16 protein-coding genes are annotated in these 19,661 nt (G+C 36.9%); 4 read left to right on the forward strand and 12 right to left on the reverse strand.

Going from position 1 to position 19,661, the window contains the following annotated elements:
- Together leuB and ABY285_RS10000 are read left to right on the forward strand one after the other, a co-directional pair.
- Nucleotides 1-864 (forward strand): 3-isopropylmalate dehydrogenase (gene leuB, locus ABY285_RS09995; protein ID WP_372769616.1); only part of this gene is annotated, 864 nt, incomplete at its 5' end.
- Nucleotides 865-1,055: 191 nt separating this feature from the next.
- Nucleotides 1,056-4,436: a T9SS type B sorting domain-containing protein gene (locus ABY285_RS10000; RefSeq protein WP_372769618.1), complete on the forward strand. Its 3,381-nt coding sequence runs from the start codon at nucleotides 1,056-1,058 to the stop codon at nucleotides 4,434-4,436.
- A 240-nt stretch (nucleotides 4,437-4,676) separates the two neighbouring features.
- Here ABY285_RS10000 and ABY285_RS10005 read toward each other — a convergent pair whose 3' ends face one another.
- From ABY285_RS10005 to ABY285_RS10055, 11 genes are all read right to left on the reverse strand, one after another.
- Nucleotides 4,677-5,135 (reverse strand): heme-binding domain-containing protein, encoded by a 459-nt coding sequence (locus tag ABY285_RS10005; RefSeq protein ID WP_372769620.1) that lies wholly within the window; start codon nucleotides 5,133-5,135, stop codon nucleotides 4,677-4,679.
- Entirely contained in the window at nucleotides 5,136-5,705 is a 570-nt protein-coding gene (locus tag ABY285_RS10010) for a DUF3347 domain-containing protein (RefSeq protein ID WP_372769622.1), read from the reverse strand.
- A gap of 88 nt (nucleotides 5,706-5,793) precedes the next feature.
- Nucleotides 5,794-8,298 (reverse strand): heavy metal translocating P-type ATPase, encoded by a 2,505-nt coding sequence (locus ABY285_RS10015; RefSeq protein WP_372769624.1) that lies wholly within the window; start codon nucleotides 8,296-8,298, stop codon nucleotides 5,794-5,796.
- A 139-nt stretch (nucleotides 8,299-8,437) separates the two neighbouring features.
- Nucleotides 8,438-8,830, reverse strand: a complete 393-nt coding sequence (locus tag ABY285_RS10020) for a heavy metal-binding domain-containing protein (RefSeq protein ID WP_372769626.1) — start codon at nucleotides 8,828-8,830, stop codon at nucleotides 8,438-8,440.
- 84 nt (nucleotides 8,831-8,914) lie between these two features.
- Nucleotides 8,915-9,088 (reverse strand): hypothetical protein, encoded by a 174-nt coding sequence (locus tag ABY285_RS10025; protein WP_372769628.1) that lies wholly within the window; start codon nucleotides 9,086-9,088, stop codon nucleotides 8,915-8,917.
- Between the two features lie 133 nt (nucleotides 9,089-9,221).
- The gene (locus ABY285_RS10030; RefSeq protein WP_372769630.1) at nucleotides 9,222-9,797 is read right to left on the reverse strand and encodes a DUF2911 domain-containing protein; all 576 of its coding nucleotides are present in this window, start codon (nucleotides 9,795-9,797) and stop codon (nucleotides 9,222-9,224) included.
- Nucleotides 9,798-9,817: 20 nt separating this feature from the next.
- Nucleotides 9,818-9,952: a hypothetical protein gene (locus tag ABY285_RS10035; protein WP_372769632.1), complete on the reverse strand. Its 135-nt coding sequence runs from the start codon at nucleotides 9,950-9,952 to the stop codon at nucleotides 9,818-9,820.
- A gap of 84 nt (nucleotides 9,953-10,036) precedes the next feature.
- Nucleotides 10,037-11,866 carry an efflux RND transporter periplasmic adaptor subunit gene (locus ABY285_RS10040; protein WP_372769634.1) on the reverse strand — a complete coding sequence of 610 codons (1,830 nt, stop codon included), beginning with the start codon at nucleotides 11,864-11,866 and terminating at the stop codon, nucleotides 10,037-10,039.
- Nucleotides 11,866-13,155: a TolC family protein gene (locus ABY285_RS10045; protein WP_372769636.1), complete on the reverse strand. Its 1,290-nt coding sequence runs from the start codon at nucleotides 13,153-13,155 to the stop codon at nucleotides 11,866-11,868. The genes ABY285_RS10040 and ABY285_RS10045 overlap by 1 nt, the downstream gene beginning before the upstream one ends.
- 18 nt (nucleotides 13,156-13,173) lie before the next feature.
- Nucleotides 13,174-17,028, reverse strand: a complete 3,855-nt coding sequence (locus ABY285_RS10050; RefSeq protein WP_372769638.1) for an efflux RND transporter permease subunit — start codon at nucleotides 17,026-17,028, stop codon at nucleotides 13,174-13,176.
- A 121-nt stretch (nucleotides 17,029-17,149) separates the two neighbouring features.
- Nucleotides 17,150-17,530 carry a hypothetical protein gene (locus tag ABY285_RS10055; RefSeq protein WP_372769640.1) on the reverse strand — a complete coding sequence of 127 codons (381 nt, stop codon included), beginning with the start codon at nucleotides 17,528-17,530 and terminating at the stop codon, nucleotides 17,150-17,152.
- Between the two features lie 228 nt (nucleotides 17,531-17,758).
- Here ABY285_RS10055 and ABY285_RS10060 point away from each other — a divergent pair, with 228 nt between their 5' ends.
- Together ABY285_RS10060 and ABY285_RS10065 are read left to right on the forward strand one after the other, a co-directional pair.
- On the forward strand, nucleotides 17,759-18,727 hold the full coding sequence (locus ABY285_RS10060; protein WP_372769642.1) for a type IX secretion system membrane protein PorP/SprF: 969 nt from the start codon (nucleotides 17,759-17,761) through the stop codon (nucleotides 18,725-18,727).
- Nucleotides 18,728-18,808: 81 nt separating this feature from the next.
- Nucleotides 18,809-19,327, forward strand: coding sequence for a gamma carbonic anhydrase family protein (locus ABY285_RS10065; RefSeq protein ID WP_372769644.1), 519 nt, complete (start codon nucleotides 18,809-18,811; stop codon nucleotides 19,325-19,327).
- A 121-nt stretch (nucleotides 19,328-19,448) separates the two neighbouring features.
- On the opposite strand, the gene ABY285_RS10070 is transcribed toward ABY285_RS10065, so the two are convergent.
- On the reverse strand, nucleotides 19,449-19,661 hold a 213-nt coding region (locus ABY285_RS10070), incomplete at its 5' end, for a hypothetical protein (RefSeq protein WP_372769646.1).

Consider the following 19,661-nt stretch of genomic DNA (forward strand, 5'->3'; position numbering starts at 1 on the left):
GCCGATGCGGTGCTTTTTGGGGCTATTGGAGATCCAAAATATGATAACAATCCTTCTGCAAAAGTGCGTCCGGAACAAGGTTTGCTTAAAATGCGCAAAAAACTGGGCTTGTTCGCCAACATCAGACCCACATTTACATTTCCTTCATTGATAGACAATTCGCCTTTGAAAAGAGAACGCATTGAAGGCACCGATTTGGTTTTTTTAAGAGAATTGACAGGCGGAATTTATTTTGGTGAAAAAGGAAGAAAAGACGGTGGAGAAACGGCGTTTGACACCTGCACGTATACAAGAGAAGAAGTGATTCGTCTGGCAAAAAAAGGTTTTGAATTGGCAATGACACGCACAAAAAAATTGTGTTGTGTGGACAAGGCAAATGTGTTGGAAACTTCAAGATTATGGAGAGAAACCGTGCAATCCATGGAAAAAGACTATCCGGAAGTAACCGTTTCTTATGAATTTGTTGATGCCGTTGCCATGCGTTTGGTGCAATGGCCAAATTCTTACGATGTATTGATCACCGAAAATTTATTTGGAGATATTTTAACCGATGAAGCTTCTGTAATTTCCGGTTCTATGGGCTTGATGCCATCAGCCTCTGTGGGAGAGAAAAACGCTTTATATGAACCAATTCACGGTTCTTACCCGCAAGCTGCAGGAAAAGACATTGCGAATCCTTTAGCCACTGTTTTATCAGCCGCTATGATGTTTGAAGATACCTTTCAACTAAAAGAAGAAGCAAAAGCAATTAGGGAAGTGGTAAACAAATCTCTTGAGCAGGGCATTGTGACGGAAGATTTATCCGGAACTAAAAAAGCCTATAAAACAAGTGAGGTAGGAAATTGGCTGGTGGAGAATTTGTAATAAAATTCAAAAATAAATAAACTAAAAAAGGTTGTTTTCTGTTGAAATCAACCTTTTTTAGTTTAATATCATGGTCTGTTTAAATAATTTAGTAGGTTAAAAAACATGACATCTAAAAATTTAATTTTAAATTTGAATAAATCAATCATTGATTTGATAGCATAAAAATGCGCAATCCCAACAGTTAACTTATGAGAAAGCACTTTATAGTTATTGTATTTTGTTTATTTTTTGGAATGTTCAACAGTTACAGTCAGTCCGATTGTAGAAATGCATTGTCTGTATGTATTGATGCTAGTAATGACGGCGTTGTTTCCAATTATGGAATTGATGATTTTTTTGGGGCCACTCAATCAGGATGTTTAGGTACAGCTGGTGCTGGGACTATAGAAAGCAATTCGTATTGGTTTCGCATTAAATTAGCGCAAAGTGGTCAATTTGGATTTGACATTATTCCCAATGATTCAAGTGAAGATTGGGATTTTGCTGTTTATGGCCCTAATGCGACTTGCGGCCAATTGCCTGAGCCCATAAAGTGCAATGTTCAACAAATTGCTGGAAATACTGGTGTTGGGGATGCTTCGGCTTTATATGAATCTTGGATGGACGTTAACGCAGGAGATGAATATCTTATTTTAGTAAATCAATACTTTGGAAATAATGATGGCTTTAAAATTAATTGGACAGGTGATATATTTTTAAGTGCTAACCCTGTTTTAGACTGTGACATTCAAGTTGATTTGGGTCCTGATTTAATATTATGTGGAAGCGAGCCTGGTTATTTATCCGCACTAACTTACAGTGCCGGAAATAATTTAATTTATGAATGGCTTACTTATAATAATTCAACCGGTTTATGGGATCCTTGGAACCCTCCAGGTAATAGAGAATTTGAACGTTCAGTAACCCAAACAGGACTTTACAGAGTCAATGTTTTTATTATGGATCCTTCAACAGGTGTTTTAATTGATACATTAACTGATGATGTAATAGTTACCTCGGTCCCTAAGCCCATTGCTAATTCTTTGCAGAATGATGTATACGGTTGTGATGACGGAACCGGTAACTTTGATTTTGACTTAGAGGCTTTATCTGATGAAATTAAGAATGGGCAACCAAATGTAACTGTCACTTATTACCTAAACGAAATCTTTGCACAACTTCATGAACGCCCAGAATCTAGCCCATTCCAAAGTAGCGGAATTAAGCCTATCTGGGCTCGAATTGAAAATTCTTTGAATCCGGATTGTTACGATTTGACTTCGTTTAATTTAATAGTGCTTCCAATTCCAATAGCTTATGAACCTGAGCCTTTAATTTTTTGTGATACAGATGCGGATGGCAAGTTTATTTTTAATTTGGAAGAAAGGACTGATGATATTCTTAATGGTCAAACGGGTTTAATTGTTTCATATTATACAAGACTTACGGACGCAGAACTTGCTAAATTTGAAATATTTAACCCCAACATTTCAGATCCTGCTAATACTCCGCCGCCAGCTTCATTTTTAAATACAACAAACTATTTATCACAGAGCAAAAAGATTTGGGCACGCGTTGAACCTGTTTTGGGATCTGATTGTTATGCAATAACTTCATTTGAACTTAAAGTCGTTGCGCCTGCAATAGCATATCAACCTGAAAATATTACACGATGTGATGATAATAATGATGGTTATTACGAATTTGATTTTAGTACTAAAGATGCTGAAATTTTGGGTACTCAGAGCGCTTCAAATTTTGAAGTGAATTATTTTGCAACACAAGCCAATGCTTTTAACAACTTAAATGCGTTACCAAATCCATATACAAACATCACGCCCTATGCTGAGGAAACAATTTATGTACGCATTCAGGTAAAAGGAAACCCAGCTTGTTTTGACTTAACAAGTTTCAATTTACAGGTTTTTGACACACCATATCCTGCTGTTTCTGCAAACATCCCTGTTTTATCGTATTGTGATGATGCTTCTGATGGCGATGATACCAATGGTTTATATGAATTTGATTTAACCGAACGTGAAAGCATTATTCTTGACGCTCAGTCGCCCTATGTTTTTGATGTGAATTATTATGAAGATGCGACTTATACAAATCAAATTCCGAATCCGACTGCCTATACAAATACCAATCCGAACCAGCAAACCATTTATGTGCGCGTAACCAACAGCAATATAAATAATGTGGATTGTTATGCAGATACTTCTTTTGAGATTCAAGTTAAACCGTTACCAAATGCACTAACAACACCATTTGAATTGATACAATGCGATGAAGACGGAACTCAAGACGGGATTGTGAATTTTAACCTTACAGAAGCAGATTTCTTTGTAACGATTGGTGATTCCAGCTTAAATGTTACTTATCATTTGTCGGCAGCCGATGCTGCTTCAGGAATAAATGAAGCCAATAAATTCTCTTTTTCAAATAATATAAGCCCAACAGTTTTTGCAAGAGTTGCAGCTGTAAATGGATGCTATAGAATTGTGCAGGTTAATTTAATAGTAACAAGCACCAAATTTCCTCCAAATTATAGTCGTGAAATTACAGTTTGCGATGATGATGATATGATAGACGGATTGCATGAATTTAATTTGGCGCAAGTTACCTCAGAAATTATTTCTTTATTTCCAAGTCCAAATTTAAGGGTTTCTTATTTCATAAATCAGGCAGATGCCGTTTCAGAAACCAATGTAATTAGTCCGGCAAACGCTTATTTAAGCGAAGTTCCTTTTAGCCAACCTATTTGGGTGCGGGTTGAAAGTGCCGTCAACGGCGGTTGTTTTGGCATTGCGCCCGTAATTCAATTAACGGTAAATCCAAGGCCCGAATTTGAATTGGATGAAACGGATATTATATGTTTAAACGATTTGCCAAAAACAATTTCAATAAAAAATCCGCTTGGCAATTATTCCTATGAATGGACAGATGAAGTGGGAATTGTAATAAGTGATCAACCATTTGCAGCTATTATTGAAGAAGGTGTTTATACCGTAATTGCAACTTCAAATAACGGTTGTGAATCTTTTCCTAAGCAAATCGCTGTTACAGAATCTATTATTGCCAATATTTCTGTGGAAGACATTCAGATAATTGACAATTCCGGTAACAATAGCATTACAATAAATAATTCCGGTCAAAATTTGGGTATAGGTGATTATGAATTTGCGTTGGACAATATTTCAGGGCCTTATCAGGACAGTTCAATTTTCCCCGAAGTAATTCCCGGAAAACACATTATTTATGTAAATGATAAAAACAATTGTGGAATTGCGCAAATCACGGTTTATGTGTTTGGATTTCCAAATTTCTTTACGCCAAATGATGACAGCTATAATGATTATTGGAATATTTTGGGCGTGGATCCGGCTGTTTTTAAATCCTCTTCCATTTATATTTTTGACAGGTACGGAAAGTTGATGACAAATTTTAGTGCTTCTCAAAAAGGTTGGGACGGCTTTTACAATGATAGAAAAGCAATTTCAACGGACTATTGGTATTTGGCTAAAATTATAGATTATAATGATGTTACTAGAGAATATAAAGGGCATTTTAGCTTAATTAGAAGATGATTAACTGATAAACAATATGATTATTTTAAGTGTGTGTAGTTAAAAACTTATTAAAAAAATCAAATTTAAACAAATGTGCTCCAGTCAGTATCATTAAAACTTGAAGGAGATGGAATGTTATGGCATCTGACGCAGGTTTCACTCCAAAGTTGTGCACCTGATTTATTTTTATCCTTTTTTAAATAACAGTGAAATTAGGAGTTGAGATAAATTACTGTAAATCTACAGAAAATATTAAATTCACTTTTGAATACCATCTTTTTGTTTGCTTAGCCAATCTATTAAATATTTCTTATTTCGTTCTGAAAGTATAGTTTCTCCATGAATTAGGGCATAAGAATAAAGCGGCATTTCGTCATCTCTAATTTGATTAATGACCGCCTTTAATTTACTTTTTTGCCTACGTTTTGAATAGGTGCCAAATTCACTGAAATTCAATTCTTTTTTCCCTTCTTTTATATGCTTTTCTAACAACCAGCTTGCGGGTTGAATTTTATTGTACCATGGATAATTGGTGTTATTACTGTGACAATCATAGCAGGAAATTTTAAGTATCCGCTGAATATTGTTTGGAACTTCAAAAGTATTATTGAAATCCGTTTGTAAAATTAGAACACTTTGATTGCGAATTGTGGGTATAAATTGAATACCCACAAACGCCATCAATAAAATTATTGTTATTTTTTTTAAAAGCTTCAATTAGTTTATTTGCTTTTGAACACTGCCACATTTCATCATTTTACTTCCAAAATAAGGGTTTTTTATTTCTTTAATTTCGCTTAACCACATAGCTCCTTTGTTATTGTTTGCCATCGGACAAAAATCTTGGTATAGCGTTTTATCTGTTCCAACCAATGCAATTAAATCGTTTATGTCAATGCTCAATGGTTCAAAGTGTTCTCTTTGATGGTCGATAGGACTTTTTATGATATGCTCGGCATGTTCCTTTGCGCTTTCGGCTATTTCCATATATTTTGCATGCTGAGTTTCTGTGAGTTTTGCCATCTCAAAATTTGAAAATGCTGTAAGCATCATTTTTCCGCCTTCGGCTGCTTTTTCACTATTTTCATTAACCAAGGCATTCTTTAAAACAAGATAACCATCAACGATGGCTGATGTTAAATCGCTTTTTTGAGTAGCGGCATCTGCTTTTTTGTCTGCTTGAATTTCTTTTGAATTCACATCATTTGATTCTGCTTGTTTTGCATCATTTTTACAAGCACTTAAAAATAGTACTGTGAATGCTACTGCATAAATTGATTTTTTCATGTTGTTTTGTTTTTAAAGTTAATATTAGTAATTATTATTATTATTATTATTATTATTATTATTATTTTGATTCTAATGGTTAATTTTTTTATTCTTCTAATGATACACTTCTTAATCGAAGCGAATTTGCAATTACCGAAACAGAGCTAAAACTCATGGCCAAAGCGGCAATAATTGGCGACAATAACAATCCGAATATAGGAAATAACACGCCTGCGGCAATTGGCACACCCAATACATTGTAGGCAAATGAGAAAAACAGGTTTTGTTTGATGTTTTTCATCACTTTATGACTTAAATTTTTTGCTTTTACAATCCCTTGCAAATCTCCTTTTACCAAAGTCATTGCTGCACTTTCGATAGCGACATCTGTTCCCGTTCCCATAGCAATGCCAACGTTTGATTGGGCAAGTGCGGGCGCATCATTGATGCCGTCGCCGGCCATCGCAACTATTTTGCCTTCCGCCTGCAATTTTTTGATAAATTCCAATTTATCTTCCGGCAAAAAACCTGCTTTAAAGCTAGATAAATGCAATTCATCTGCAACAGCTTTGGCGGTATTTTCATTATCGCCCGTGAGCATAATCACTTCAACGCCTTTATCCATCAGTGTTTTAACCGCCTCTCTGCTTGTTAATTTTAGGGCATCTGTAATACTCACATAACCCACCGCTTTTTGATCGACAGATATATAGGAAACTGTTTTGCCCAATTTTTGTTCCGCTAAAATTTGAGCCTCCAGATCTTTTGAAACCGATGCGTTTATTTTTTCCATCAGTTTTTTGTTGCCTAAAGCAACTTTATTTTTGCCCACGGTTCCTGTAACTCCCATTCCCGTCACCGCCTCAAAATCATCTACTTTAGTGAGTTCTGTTTTCTTATCTTTCGCATAATTCACAACGGCTTGCGCCAATGGGTGTTCACTGTATTGGTTTAAGGAAGCGATTTGCTGCAATAAATCATTTGATTCTCCTTCTAATGCCACTACTTTTTCAACGGATGGTTTTCCTTCGGTAAGCGTTCCTGTTTTGTCGGTGATTAAAACAGTCACTTTGTTCATGGTTTCAAGCGCTTCGGCATTTTTTATTAAAATACCGTTTTGTGCACCTTTTCCAACACCAACCATAACGGACATAGGCGTCGCCAATCCCAAGGCGCACGGACAAGCAATAATTAAAACCGCAACTGCATTCACAAAAGCATAAACCAAGGCATCTTTTTCCGGTCCAAAATTGGCCCAAACAATAAAAGTAAGTATTGAAACGCCTACAACAATAGGAACAAAATATTTTGAAATGGTATCTGCCAATTTTTGAATGGGTGCTCTTGACCTACTCGCATCGCTTACCATTTTAATAATTTGAGACAATAATGTTTCTGAACCTACACGCACCGCTTTCATTACAAATGATTTTGTGCCGTTGATGGTTCCTGAACTCACTTTGTCGTCAACTGTTTTGTCAACAGGAATAGGCTCCCCTGAGATCATGGACTCATCGATGCTGCTGTTTCCTTCAACAATTACGCCATCAACTGGTATTTTTTCACCCGGTTTAACGCGCAATAAATCGTCTTTTTTGATGGAATGAATCGACACAATTTTATCTTTTCCATCCACAACCAAAGTAGCTTCGGAAGGCGCCAATTTTAACAATTCTTTGATGGCACCGCTGGTTTTGCTGTGCGCCCTGGCTTCCAGCAATTGACCCAATAAAACCAATGCTAAAATAACGGCTGTTGCTTCAAAGTACAGATCAACGCCGCCCATGTCACTTTTAAATTCCTTCGGAAAAACATCGGGAAATAGGAGTGCGACAATGCTAAATAAGAATGCGGCTGCTGTTCCAATACCCACCAAAGTGAACATATTTAGATTCCAGGTAATGATTGATTTCCATGCACGCACATAAAACATCCAGCAAGTGTAAAAAACGATGGGAAGCGTTAAAACAAACTGTGACCAATCCCAATAAATTTGTGGCATCAGCTTCATCAGAGGATTTGAAGGAAGATGCATAGTCATTGAAATAATAAATACAGGAACAGCAAAAATGACAGAGATCTTCATTTTTTTGAGCAATTTCAAATAGGTTTTATCCTCTTCGCTTTCTGTTGGTTCCATGGGCACCAAATCCATTCCGCAAATTGGGCAGGAGCCAGGTTCTTCCTTAATAATTTCTGGGTGCATTGGACAGGTATATTGTATTGCCTGATTTGCTTTTGGCTGTTCAATCAAGTCCATGCCACAAACCGGACAATCACCAGCCTTGTCATAAGTTTTTTCGCCTTCACAATGCATCGGACAGTAAAAAACACCGTTTCCGTCTTTTATTGGTTTTATGCTGATTGGTTTTTCTGCTGTTTCGTGGGTGCTGTTTGGATCAAAATCTGAAATGGTATAATGCAATCCGGCTTTTAAAAATTCTTGCTGAAAAGTTTCTGTTGAAATATGGTTTTCCATGTCAACTTCGGCTTTTCCTTCTTCTAAATTAACAGTAGCTTTTTGTACACCTTTTATATTATTTAAGGTTTTTTCAGCATTGGTTCTGCAACCATTACAGGTCATTCCGGATATTTTATAGGTGTGCTTCATAATTAGATGTTGTTTTTAAAAGTACTTCAATTGGTATTATAGTTCCTTAAATATTTTGCTTCAATAAGAAAAAGGAATGAAAATTTAGTATGATTCTCAGTCATTCCTTTTTCTTAAAATCAGCACTTTTTTAGAAAGTTTATTTTTCTTTTTTCATCTCCATCTTTTTTTCTTTTAGATTCATTCCGCATTTTGAACAAGAACCCGGTTTGTCGCTTTTTATAGCTGCATGCATTGGACAGGTATATGCTTTATCTTTGTTCATGTCACATTCCACTTTTGATGAATCTGCTTTCATTTCAGCACAACAAGCAGGTTTTTTGGCATTGTCCGCTTTTTTTAAATCCATTTTGCATATCGGACAAGAACCTGGTTTGTCGTAAGTTTTTTCGCCTTCACATGTCATAGGACAAGCATAAGTGGCTTTTTCTGTTTGTACTTGTTTCATTTGTGCTTTTTCTTTTTCTTGACCGTGTGCAAAATTTATGGTTAATATTAACAGGGCAATTAAATTTATTTTTAAGGTTTTCATATTTAAATTATTTTAAGTTATTTATAAATATTCTAATTTTATATTAATCTGATTTTTTTAAATCAAAAAGAAATCTAGAGTTTTTTACTCTTTATCCGTCGTTTTATCTGTTTCTAAATCTTGATGATGCATTTGAATGTTTTCATCATCAGTATGATGCATGGTGTCGTTGTTCATTTCCATGTGATTTTCATTTTTTTGGACATCATTTTTTTCAGTGTTTTTGCACGAAAATACTGTCAGGGTTAATAGTCCCATTGAAACTATTACCAGCGTTGTTTTTAATACTTTCATTTTTAAATTGTTTTTATTTATTAATTATTTAAGGGTTATTAATTGAATTATAGAGAATCTTGTAAATAATTAAGAGTACTGCGATGCCAAAAATTCTCTAATGTTTTGCCACAGAAAATGGAATTTCAATTTTCACTTTTTCCCAGGCCAGTGAGATGACTCCTTTATTTTCTCCTGTTTTTTTTACATCATAAAGTAATGATTCCTGAATCTCATTAAGTTTTTCTGGAACTAGCACTATACTAACCACGTTTTCAGCTTTATTAAACTCGTCCTTCCCGTGCTGGTTCCAACGTGTGTTTAACATCACTTCCCAGGTTTCTTTTCCGGGAATTACAAAAAAACCATACTTGCCTGCCGGTAAAATTTCCCCGTCTATATCCAGATCTTTATCAGTCATTATCCAGGTAGCATTATGAGCCCCGGCCTGCCATACGGTATCATATCCTACCAACCCCCCAAAAATAACCCTGTTCCTTACACTAGGGGCAGAATAATCTATGTGAATGTGGGCATCGCCTATCATTGCCATGGCATTGGTGTGAGGGCTTAAACTTTTAGCGGGTTTATCTTTAGTTTCTGTTTTGGAATCTGTGTTCGATTGGTGGTTATGTTGTGCATAACTGCCAAAACTTACCAATCCAAGGCATATTATAATAAGATATTTTCTCATTTTTAAATTGTTTTTATTTATTAATTTTTAAGGGTTAATAATTGACTTAGGGCAGTTGCTATAACTATTAGCGCAACAATTCCCCAAATCATTCTTTTCCCCCATATTTCTATTTTTGATTGGGATGCTGATCCTGTTTTGCAACAATCTTTCATCTGTTTATATTTTATTTTTTAAAGGTAACAGATGCTGTTCACCATGAATCATTCCTTTGTGTGTTAAAATTTGTAATGCTCGTTTCAATTTATTGTTGATTTGGTTTCTCCGCAGGTAAGCATAGATTCACCGAAATAAGGATTTTTTATTTCTTTTGAAAGGCTTAACCAATAAGCTCCTTTATTATCATCGGCCATCGGACAAAATTGTTCAAATACTTGTTGATTGATGCCAAATAATTTCACAGCTTTAATTAAATGTGCCGACAAATATTTGAAATGATTTCTTTGGACTGCAATATCGGAAGTTTTAGAAATGGAAGTTGCAGAGGTTGTAATTTCCTTGCTAATTAACATCCAATGATTATGTGCTTCTTTATTGCTTAACAGTTTCATGTCAACCTTTGCCATGGCACTCAACAATGCTGCAGCCGACTTTTGGGTTGTACTGTTATCATCTTTCGTATAGTTGTCTTTTAAAAGAATATATTGCTCAAACACTTTTTTTAATTGATTTTGAAAGTCTTTAGAAACGGCAATTCTTTTTTCCATGTTGGAATGGTTGGCAACATTTTCTGTTTTAGGAGTATCCATGTTTTTCATTTCTTCATCACTCATCTTCGTTTTTGAATCTCCTTTCTGTTGATCTTCACCCATATCCATTCCAGCATGGCCTGTCACAACAGTTCCTCCTTCCGGATTCATCATACTTGGTTTACCAGCTAATTGCACTGAGGCATCAATGGTGAAGGTTCCGTTGGAAACAATTTCTTCACCTGTTTCCAATCCGTCTTTTACAATATAAGAATCGCCAAGGGCAGGACCTAAATTGATTTCGCGCATTTTAAATCCTGAACCTTCTTTAATATAAACGACCGAACGTTTTCCGGTCCACAATACGGCCGATTTCGGAATTACGATTTCCTGGGAATCCGCTTTTCCAATGTTATTTTTTACAATCCCGGAAGCAAACATTTCGGGTTTTAACCGCCCGTCTTTATTGTTTACTTCCACACGGGCAGAAGCCACGCGGGTTTGTGAATTGAGTAAAGGGTCAATAAAACTTATTTTTCCTTTAAAGGTTTCTCCCGGCAATGAATTAACGGTATATTCAATTTCATTGCCTACTTTAATCCATCCGAGTTCACTTTCATATAAATCGAAGAGCAGCCATACTTTGGAAAGATCCGAAATTTCATAGATAGGCATCCCGCGTTCAACATAAACGCCCAAATCAACCATTTTTTTGGTCACTATGCCATTTACGTCGGCATGGATGGAAAACCGCTGAATTGGTTTTTTATTGGCAATAATCTGATTGATTTGTGCCTGACTTATTTTCCAGTTTCGTAATTTTTCCTGGGCTGCTACAAAAAGTTCCGGCTGACTTTCCTTGATGCTCGCAGCCTGTAACAGCTCTTCTTGTGCGGTGACCAATTCTGGAGAATAAACAGTTGCCAATGTTTGTCCTCGGCTAACTTTTTCTCCAGTAAAGTTGACGAAAATCTGTTCAATCCTTCCGGGAATATGGGTTGATTGTGCGTAGGCATTGCGTTCATCTATCTGCACTTTTCCGTTCAGCCTTATTTCTTTAGTAGCATTGCTTGATCCAACAACCAAAGTGGTGATATTGGCCAGTTTCATGGCGTCTTCACTCATTTGAAAACTATTGGGATCAGTGCCTGCACTTGCCGTTACCGGAATTAAATCCATTCCGCATATAGGGCAGTCACCAGGTTCATTTCTTCTGATTTGAGGATGCATGGAACATGTCCATATTTGCGCTGCCACCTCATCGCTATGGTTTTGAGTTTCCGATTTTTTTTCGCCTCCGCCAAATAATAGCCAGCCCAATAGGATTCCAAGAACCAAAATACCGGCTGTTTTAAATAATTTTTTATTTTTTGCTTTCATTATTCCTGTGATTTAGAATTTAAATAATCCAATTTTGCTTCTGCTGTAAATCCATTTTTTATCGCCTCCACTTTTTGGGTTTGTAACATTAATATGTCTTGGTTCATTTGTAAAACCTCCTCAAAATCTATGGTCGCATTGCTAAAACCTGAAACCAGCAATTTGTTTGCCTGTCCGGAACTTACGAGTTGCTTTTCATACAAAGCGATAAGTTGTTCGGATTTTTTAAGATTGTAAAGAGACATTTCATAGGCACTTTGCAATTCATTCTTTTGGGCTTCCTGTTCCTGTTCCATGCTGCTTACCATAAACGCAGCTTCTTTTTTGGCGGCGTTGTATTTTTTTCTGAAAATTGGCAAGGTCACAGTGAGCATTGGCATAATGGCATCCTGTCCGTTCATTTCCGGATTGGCATCTGTGCGTTTGGAAATAATGGAATAATCAATTCCCAAACCAAGCATTGGCAAACCTTCTTTTTCAGCCACTATTTGCTGAATTTCATAGGATTCTTTTTGCTTTTCCAAACCAATGACACTTGGATGGTTTTTAAATAAATCTTCCGTATTCAGCAAAATTTCCGGATTTTTGAACAGCAGCGTATCTTGCACTTGCACAATCATTTCCGGTTTTTGGTTCAGCATTAAATTGAACTCGGTTTCCAAAGGTTTCAGCATATCCTCTAGCAATTTAATTTCAGTTTTGGCGGCTTCCCTTTTAATAGCAACTTTAATCACATTTACCATGGGCGCATTTCCGCTTTTGAAACGGCTCAAGGACAATTCACGATAAGAATCCAAGATGTCCAGATTTTCTTTTTTAAGTTGAATGGTTTTATCAAGCGCATACAATTCGGCATAAACCGATTTTATATCGAAAAATAATTGGTTCCGCAGGTTTAAATAGTTCTGAAACTTGGCTTCAGCCATTAAAACAGCAGCATCTTCTTTTGCTTGAAGCGTGCCAAACCAAGGAAACATCTGCATCAATGAAAATTTGGCTTCTTGTGCGCCCAATCTTGTCTCAACCATTCGGCCAAAAGCGCTCATCGTCAAGGCAGGATCGGGTAAACTCGATACTTGGGGCGCCTTTTGCATCGCTGCTTCAAATTGCGCGTAAGCCGATTTCAGATTCGGATTATTTTCTGCCGCTGTCTGCAAATAGACATCTAAAGTTTGTGCAGAAACTTGATAGCTATTTATTGCGAAGAATAAAAGGACAAAGAAAATGCCCCCAAATCCCTGAAACGGGAATTTGGGTTGGTTTTTTAATAATTTTATGATAGTATACATAGGATATTTTCTTTTAAATTATTGAACTTCATCAAGTTTTTCCCCTTCTTGAAGGGATGGATTTGGGTTGTTTTTCACCGCATTTTCCCTCCAGATAGCCTGCAATACCGGAACCACAAAAATCGTCATAACCTGTATAATCATACCTCCAAAAATTGGGATGGCCATAGGCACCATAATGTCCGATCCTTTTCCAGTGGATGACAAAACTGGCAATAGCGCAATTACAGCTACAGCCGTAGTCATCATGGCAGGTCTTACTCTTTTTAATCCGGCTTCCAGTACCGCATCGCGAACTTCGGGAACAGTTTGCGGATTGCGTTTTTCAAAAACGTCGTGAATATAAGTTCCCATTAAAACACCATCGTCTGTCGCAATTCCGAAAAGGGCAATAAAACCGACCCAAACCGCCACACTCAAATTAATGGTATGTATCTGAAACAAGTCGCGCATATTTTCTCCGGAAATCGCGAAATCCATAAACCAGGGTTGCCCATATAGCCATATCATAATAAATCCACCCGAAAAAGCCACAAATACTCCAGAAAAGTGGATGGTGGATGCGATGATGGTTTTAAACTGGAAATACAACAACAGGAATATTAAAACCAAACTGATTGGGATCACAATAGCAAGACGTTTTACCGCCCGCACCTGATTTTCATAATTTCCAGAAAACTTATAACTCACTCCAACCGGTACTTTTAATTCCCCGGAATCAATTTTATCCTGAATGTATTTTTGTGCATCGTTTACCACATTCACCTCGGCAAAACCATCTCGTTTGTCAAACAAAACATAGCCCACCAAAAAAGTTTCTTCACTTTTTATCATTTGCGGACCACGCACGTAATGCAATTTCGCCAATTCTCCCAGCGGAATTTGAGCGCCGCTTTTGGTAGGTACCAGTATTTTTTTAATGCTTTCGGGATCATCTCGCAACTCTTGGGGATACCGCACCCGAACAGGAAAACGTTCCCGGCCTTCAACGGTAGTGGTAATTTCCATGCCACCAATGGCAGTTTCCATGGTTTTTTGCACATCTTCAATGCTTAAACCATATCGTGCAATGGCGTTTCTGTCGATCTCTATTTCCAGATAGGGTTTTCCCACGGTACGATCGGCAAAAACAGCTTCGGCTTTCACAGAGGGCACTTCTTTTAAAATGTCTTCCAGCTGCATTCCGAATTCCTGAATAATGAGCAAGTTTGGGCCATATACTTTGATTCCCATAGGTGCCCGCATTCCGGTTTGCAGCATAACCAAACGTGTTTCAATAGGCTGTAGTTTAGGTGCTGAAGTTACTCCAGGGATATTGGTGGCTTTTATAATTTCATCCCAAATATCATCGGGATTTTTGATGTGTTCACGCCAGTTTCTATAATAATTTCCATCTTCATCCTCAATGAGTTTTTCTTTGGAAATTTTTTGATTTATGGCTTCTTTGTTGCTTAAAGTATCACCCGATTTCAAGATAAAGCGATCACGCTTATCCACTTTAAAAGCTATTGGATTTCCATCATCCGAAAGAATATATTTCGATTTATAATTAATGATATTTTCAAACATGGAAATCGGTGCAGGATCTAGCGCACTTTCAATTCTACCCAATTTACCGACTGACACTTCTACTTCAGGTATGGCGGTAATTGCTATATCAAGCTGTTGCAAGATTTTCTTTGATTCTTCAATGCCAATATGAGGCATAGCGGTAGGCATCAGCAAAAAGCTTCCTTCATTTAAAGCGGGCATGAATTCTTTACCTACTCCTGGAAAAGTGTTTGACATTCCTGACCAAACTGAAGTCGTTCTTACGTCCCATCCAACCTTATCAAATCCGTTGGCCGCAAAACCAAAGATTTTAGGAAAGCCTAGCCAAATCAGAGCCCCAAAGAAAATGGTGACTAAAGGTAACAACAAAAATTTCCCTTTATTGACAAGGCACCAACTTAAAATAGGTTCGTAAAATTTGACCATGCTCAGCAAAACTGCCAGCGTAATTGCCAACATGGAAATTACAAAAATATAGTTTGAAAACACCGAATTTTGATGTCCCAAGGGCAGCCATTCTTCAGTTAGGAAAAACAATGTTACGCCAACAATGATAAACAACGTAATTTGTGTGGAATATTTCCCTAAAAACTGTGGATTCTTATCTTCCAACAATCTTAAAACTCCTATTGCCACCAAAGCAAGAGGTAACCAGAAGCTAAAGTAAATCGATAAAAATAAACCGACAACGATTAGAACGATATTCCACATTTTGACAAATTTGGCCTTTTGAACCCTGATATTAAATGCAAAATAAGAAAGCATAGGCAGAATAAGAATTCCAACGATAAAGGAAGCGCCAAGTGCGAAGGTTTTGGTAAAAGCCAATGGCCTGAACAATTTTCCTTCTGCATTTTCCATAAAAAACACGGGTAAAAAACTCACCACGGTGGTTAACAGGGCGGTAGTCACCGCAGGAAAAACTTCTATAGTAGCTTGTTGGATAACAGCCAAAAGTTTTGCGCCTTTTGAATCCTTATTTTCAGGCATTTCCAAATGCCTTATGGTGTTCTCCACAAAAATAATTCCCACATCTACCATCACGCCAATAGCTATGGCAATTCCAGACAAGGCTACAACGTTGGCATCTACGTTAAAATAACGCATTGCAATAAAGGTCATAAGCACTCCTACAGGCAACAAACTGGAAATTAAAAGGGAAGCCCTCAAGTTGAGCACCAACACAATAATCACGATAATGCTTATCAGGATTTCATGGGAAAGGGCATTCTCTAGCGTGCCAATAGTTTCGTGAATGAGCTGCGTACGGTCATAAAATGGAACGATAGTGACCTTGCTTACGGTACCATCGGCCAGCGTTTTTTGAGGCAATCCAACGGAGATTTCCTTAATTCTTTCTTTGGTATTTTCAATGGCTTGTAACGGATTGGAACCATAGCGAGCTACAACCACACCGCCAACTACATCGGCGCCGCCTTTGTCTAAAATTCCGCGTCGTTCGGCGGGGCCTAAATGAACAAATCCCAAATCTTTTATCAGGATTGGTTTGTTGTCCTTTTCGGCAACTACTGTATTTTCAATATCTTTAACAGATTTTATGTAGCCTAGACCTCGAATTAAATATTCAACTTTATTTATTTCCAAGGTTTTTGCACCAATGTCACGGTTCGAATTTTTTACAGCCATCATCACTTGGTCTATGCCAATGTTGAAGGCTTTCAAAGCATCCGGATTTACATCAATTTGGTATTCTTGGACAAATCCACCTACCGAAGCAACTTCTGCCACGCCGGTAGTGCCGCTTAATCCTAGTTTTACATAAAAATCCTGAATGGTGCGAAGTTCATGCAAATCCCAGCCACCGGTAACATTTCCTTGCGCATCACGACCTTCTAGCGTATACCAAAACACCTGCCCCAATCCGGTTGCATCCGGACCCATGGAAGGTGCGACTCCCTGAGGCAATACATTGGCGGGTAGCGAATTTAATTTTTCAAGAACCCTGGTTCGAGACCAATAGAATTCTATATCTTCTTCAAAAATGATATAGATAATGGAAAACCCAAACATAGAGGTGCTTCTTATGGATCTCACTCCGGGAATTCCCAATAAAGAAGTGGTTAACGGATAGGTAATTTGATCTTCAATATCCTGTGGAGAGCGCCCGGACCAATCGGTAAATACAATTTGTTGGTTTTCACCGATATCAGGTATGGCATCTACAGGAACGGAATCTTTTGGAAGAAAACCAATATCCCAGCTAAATGGTGCCGTAACCAAACCCCAGCCAATAAATGATGCAAGTAGCAGTATGGTAACCAATCGGTTGTAAAGAAAATATTTTATAAGTTTATCGAACATTTTTTTGATTATTTAATGAGTTGATTTTGATAAAACATTAAGAAATAATTTAGAAATAAATCATAACCATGATTCAACGCCGTAAGTTAATACTTCGGCAGTCAAAAAAATCGTTAAATAATCAAATAAGAAAAGTCTGATCCAGAACAAGGATGTCTGTGACCAGCAATGGTGGAGTATAATATTTAAAAGGAATAATGCTTACGGCTAACCCTTCAAATAAATTAATATAAGTGTAGGTAAATGAAGTAATAAATACTTGTTGTTCAAAATTTAAGTTCGAAAAAGCAGTATTTAATTCATTTTGACCTTTGAATTGTTTCACCTCATCTTTACAACAATCACTTTTTTTAATTTCACAATCTTTTGTAGTCGATGGTTTTTGCATCTCCATTCCACAAGATTCTGCTTTAGAAAATACACCAATGTCAACCAATTGATGACCACAATAGTGCTCACTAACGGTAAATGACATGGTAGAGAATAAAACTACAAATGCCATTATAATTGCCGATATTTTTCTAAAAAATTGCTTCATAATGAACTACAAAGATACAAACTTTTTAAAGTCTTCTAATAATTTTTTGTTAAAACTGTGAAAAAGTAAGTTTAGGAGAAGATGAAAATAATATTGTATGTTTTTTTTTTTATCCCATCTTACAATAAATTGCCCATCATTACTTTTGTTGGTCATAATTATGATATATTTGGAATTATATTTTTTTCATAAATGAAAGTATTGAAAATATTTATTTTAAGCATACTTATTATCATTCCAAGTCTGGTAAAAGCACAGGAAACCTTACCAATTTATGCTGATTATTTGTCAGATAATGTGTACTTGGTGCATCCAGCTGCAGCAGGCGTTGGAAATTGCGGAAAATTAAGACTCGCAGCACGAAGCCAATGGGCAGGAATTGAAGATGCACCTTCTTTGCAAACCTTGAGTGCACATACACGTATTAGGGAAAGTATGGGCGTTGGCATCATTCTCTTTAACGATAAAAATGGCTATCATTCCCAACAAGGTGTTCAGGGTACTTATGCGTATCATTTAAACTTCGGAAGAATGGAAGAAGTGAATCAACTGTCGTTCGGGCTTTCTTTCATGGCTGTTCATAATAGTGTGGATGAAAGTTCCTTTGTGATTCCTGATCCAGTGATATCACAAATTGTTCAGAGTGAAAGTTATTTCAATGCCGATTTTGGCATGGCCTACCATAAAGGTGGATTCTTTTCCTATTTTACGGCGAAAAACATGATGCTCACCGCCAGAAATTTATACAATGGTTATGAGCCACTAAATTTAAGAAGGTATCTGGTAACATTGGGCTATTATTATGGCCAGGGAAAAAGTTTGCAATTGGAGCCTTCTGTCATGGCGCAGACGATTGAGCGAACAGGGGAGAAGTTTGTCGATTTCAATTTAAAAGTTTATAAAGATGTTGCAGATGCGCAACTTTGGGCGGCGTTTTCATACAGAAAAGGTTTAGACAATGCCGACACCGAAGAACTCAACTATTTAACACCTATTGTTGGCGTTAATTATAAAAATTTTATGGTTTCCTATACTTACACCAAACAATCAGGAGAAATTTTGTTTGACGATGCCGGATACCATCAAATTACTTTAGGCTTCAATTTTGGTTGCAGAGCACCAAAAAGAGGAGGCTGCCCTAATATAAATTCGGCTTTTTAAGTTAGAATTTAGGAACCAAGATTTTTGGGTCAATTAAATTTTATAAAATGAATAACTGCGAAATTTTCAAATAAAAAATAAATGATTATTAAAGAATTAAATGGGATAAAACCAATTTTTGGAGAAGATTGTTTTATTGCTGAGAACGCCGTAATTATAGGAGAAGTGATTATGGGCAACCAATGCAGCATTTGGTACAATGCCGTTATTAGAGGCGATGTTCATTACATAAAAATGGGCAATAAGGTGAATGTTCAGGATGGAGCTGTTATTCACGCCACCTACAAAAAATCGCCTACAAATATTGGAAACAATGTTTCAATTGGCCACAATGCTCTAGTTCATGGGTGTACCATACACGACAATGTGTTGATTGGAATGGGCGCCATTATTATGGATGATTGTATTGTGGAAAGCAATTCCATCATCGCTGCCGGTGCTGTTGTCACAAAAGGAACACACATAAAAGCCGGATGTATCTATGCCGGTATGCCTGCAAAAAAAATAAAGGACATCAGCCAGGAATTAATTTCAGGGGAAATAAACAGAATTGCCGATAACTATGTTAAGTATGCGGGTTGGTATAAGGAAGGAAGCTAAAAGCTCAAAGTTGAATGTTGAAAGTTTAAATATGTACGTCCCTGATATATGTTGTCTTGTCCTGAACTAGCTATACACAAATAACAACCTTTCATCCCCTGATTCAAACTTGTTTATATACTCAAAACCCAAAACCCAAAACCCAAAACCAAACCCGAAACCCAAAACCCAAAACCGAAACCCAAAACCCAAAACCCAAAACCCAAAACCCAAAACCCAAAACCAAACTCAAAACCCAAAACCCAAAACCCAAAACCAAAAACCCAAAACCCAAAACCCAAAACCCAAAACCCAAAACCCAAAACCCAAAACCCAAAACCCAAAACCCAAAACC

Source organism: Lutibacter sp. (genome assembly GCF_041555395.1).
In the GTDB taxonomy this organism is placed as follows: Bacteria; Bacteroidota; Bacteroidia; order Flavobacteriales; family Flavobacteriaceae; genus Lutibacter.

Excerpts from the sequence above, each read along its gene's own strand:
- ABY285_RS10065 (WP_372769644.1), top strand. The coding sequence starts at position 18,809 with ATGATTATTAAAGAATTAAATGGGATAAAACCAATTTTTGGAGAAGAT.
- ABY285_RS10030 (WP_372769630.1), bottom strand. The coding sequence starts at position 9,797 with ATGAGAAAATATCTTATTATAATATGCCTTGGATTGGTAAGTTTTGGC.
- ABY285_RS10015 (WP_372769624.1), bottom strand. The coding sequence starts at position 8,298 with ATGAAGCACACCTATAAAATATCCGGAATGACCTGTAATGGTTGCAGA.
- ABY285_RS10045 (WP_372769636.1), bottom strand. The coding sequence starts at position 13,155 with ATGTATACTATCATAAAATTATTAAAAAACCAACCCAAATTCCCGTTT.
- ABY285_RS10010 (WP_372769622.1), bottom strand. The coding sequence starts at position 5,705 with ATGAAAAAATCAATTTATGCAGTAGCATTCACAGTACTATTTTTAAGT.
- ABY285_RS10060 (WP_372769642.1), top strand. The coding sequence starts at position 17,759 with ATGAAAGTATTGAAAATATTTATTTTAAGCATACTTATTATCATTCCA.
- ABY285_RS10055 (WP_372769640.1), bottom strand. The coding sequence starts at position 17,530 with ATGGCATTTGTAGTTTTATTCTCTACCATGTCATTTACCGTTAGTGAG.
- ABY285_RS10025 (WP_372769628.1), bottom strand. The coding sequence starts at position 9,088 with ATGGGACTATTAACCCTGACAGTATTTTCGTGCAAAAACACTGAAAAA.
- ABY285_RS10020 (WP_372769626.1), bottom strand. The coding sequence starts at position 8,830 with ATGAAAACCTTAAAAATAAATTTAATTGCCCTGTTAATATTAACCATA.
- ABY285_RS10000 (WP_372769618.1), top strand. The coding sequence starts at position 1,056 with ATGAGAAAGCACTTTATAGTTATTGTATTTTGTTTATTTTTTGGAATG.
- ABY285_RS10040 (WP_372769634.1), bottom strand. The coding sequence starts at position 11,866 with ATGAAAGCAAAAAATAAAAAATTATTTAAAACAGCCGGTATTTTGGTT.
- ABY285_RS10050 (WP_372769638.1), bottom strand. The coding sequence starts at position 17,028 with ATGTTCGATAAACTTATAAAATATTTTCTTTACAACCGATTGGTTACC.
- ABY285_RS10035 (WP_372769632.1), bottom strand. The coding sequence starts at position 9,952 with ATGAAAGATTGTTGCAAAACAGGATCAGCATCCCAATCAAAAATAGAA.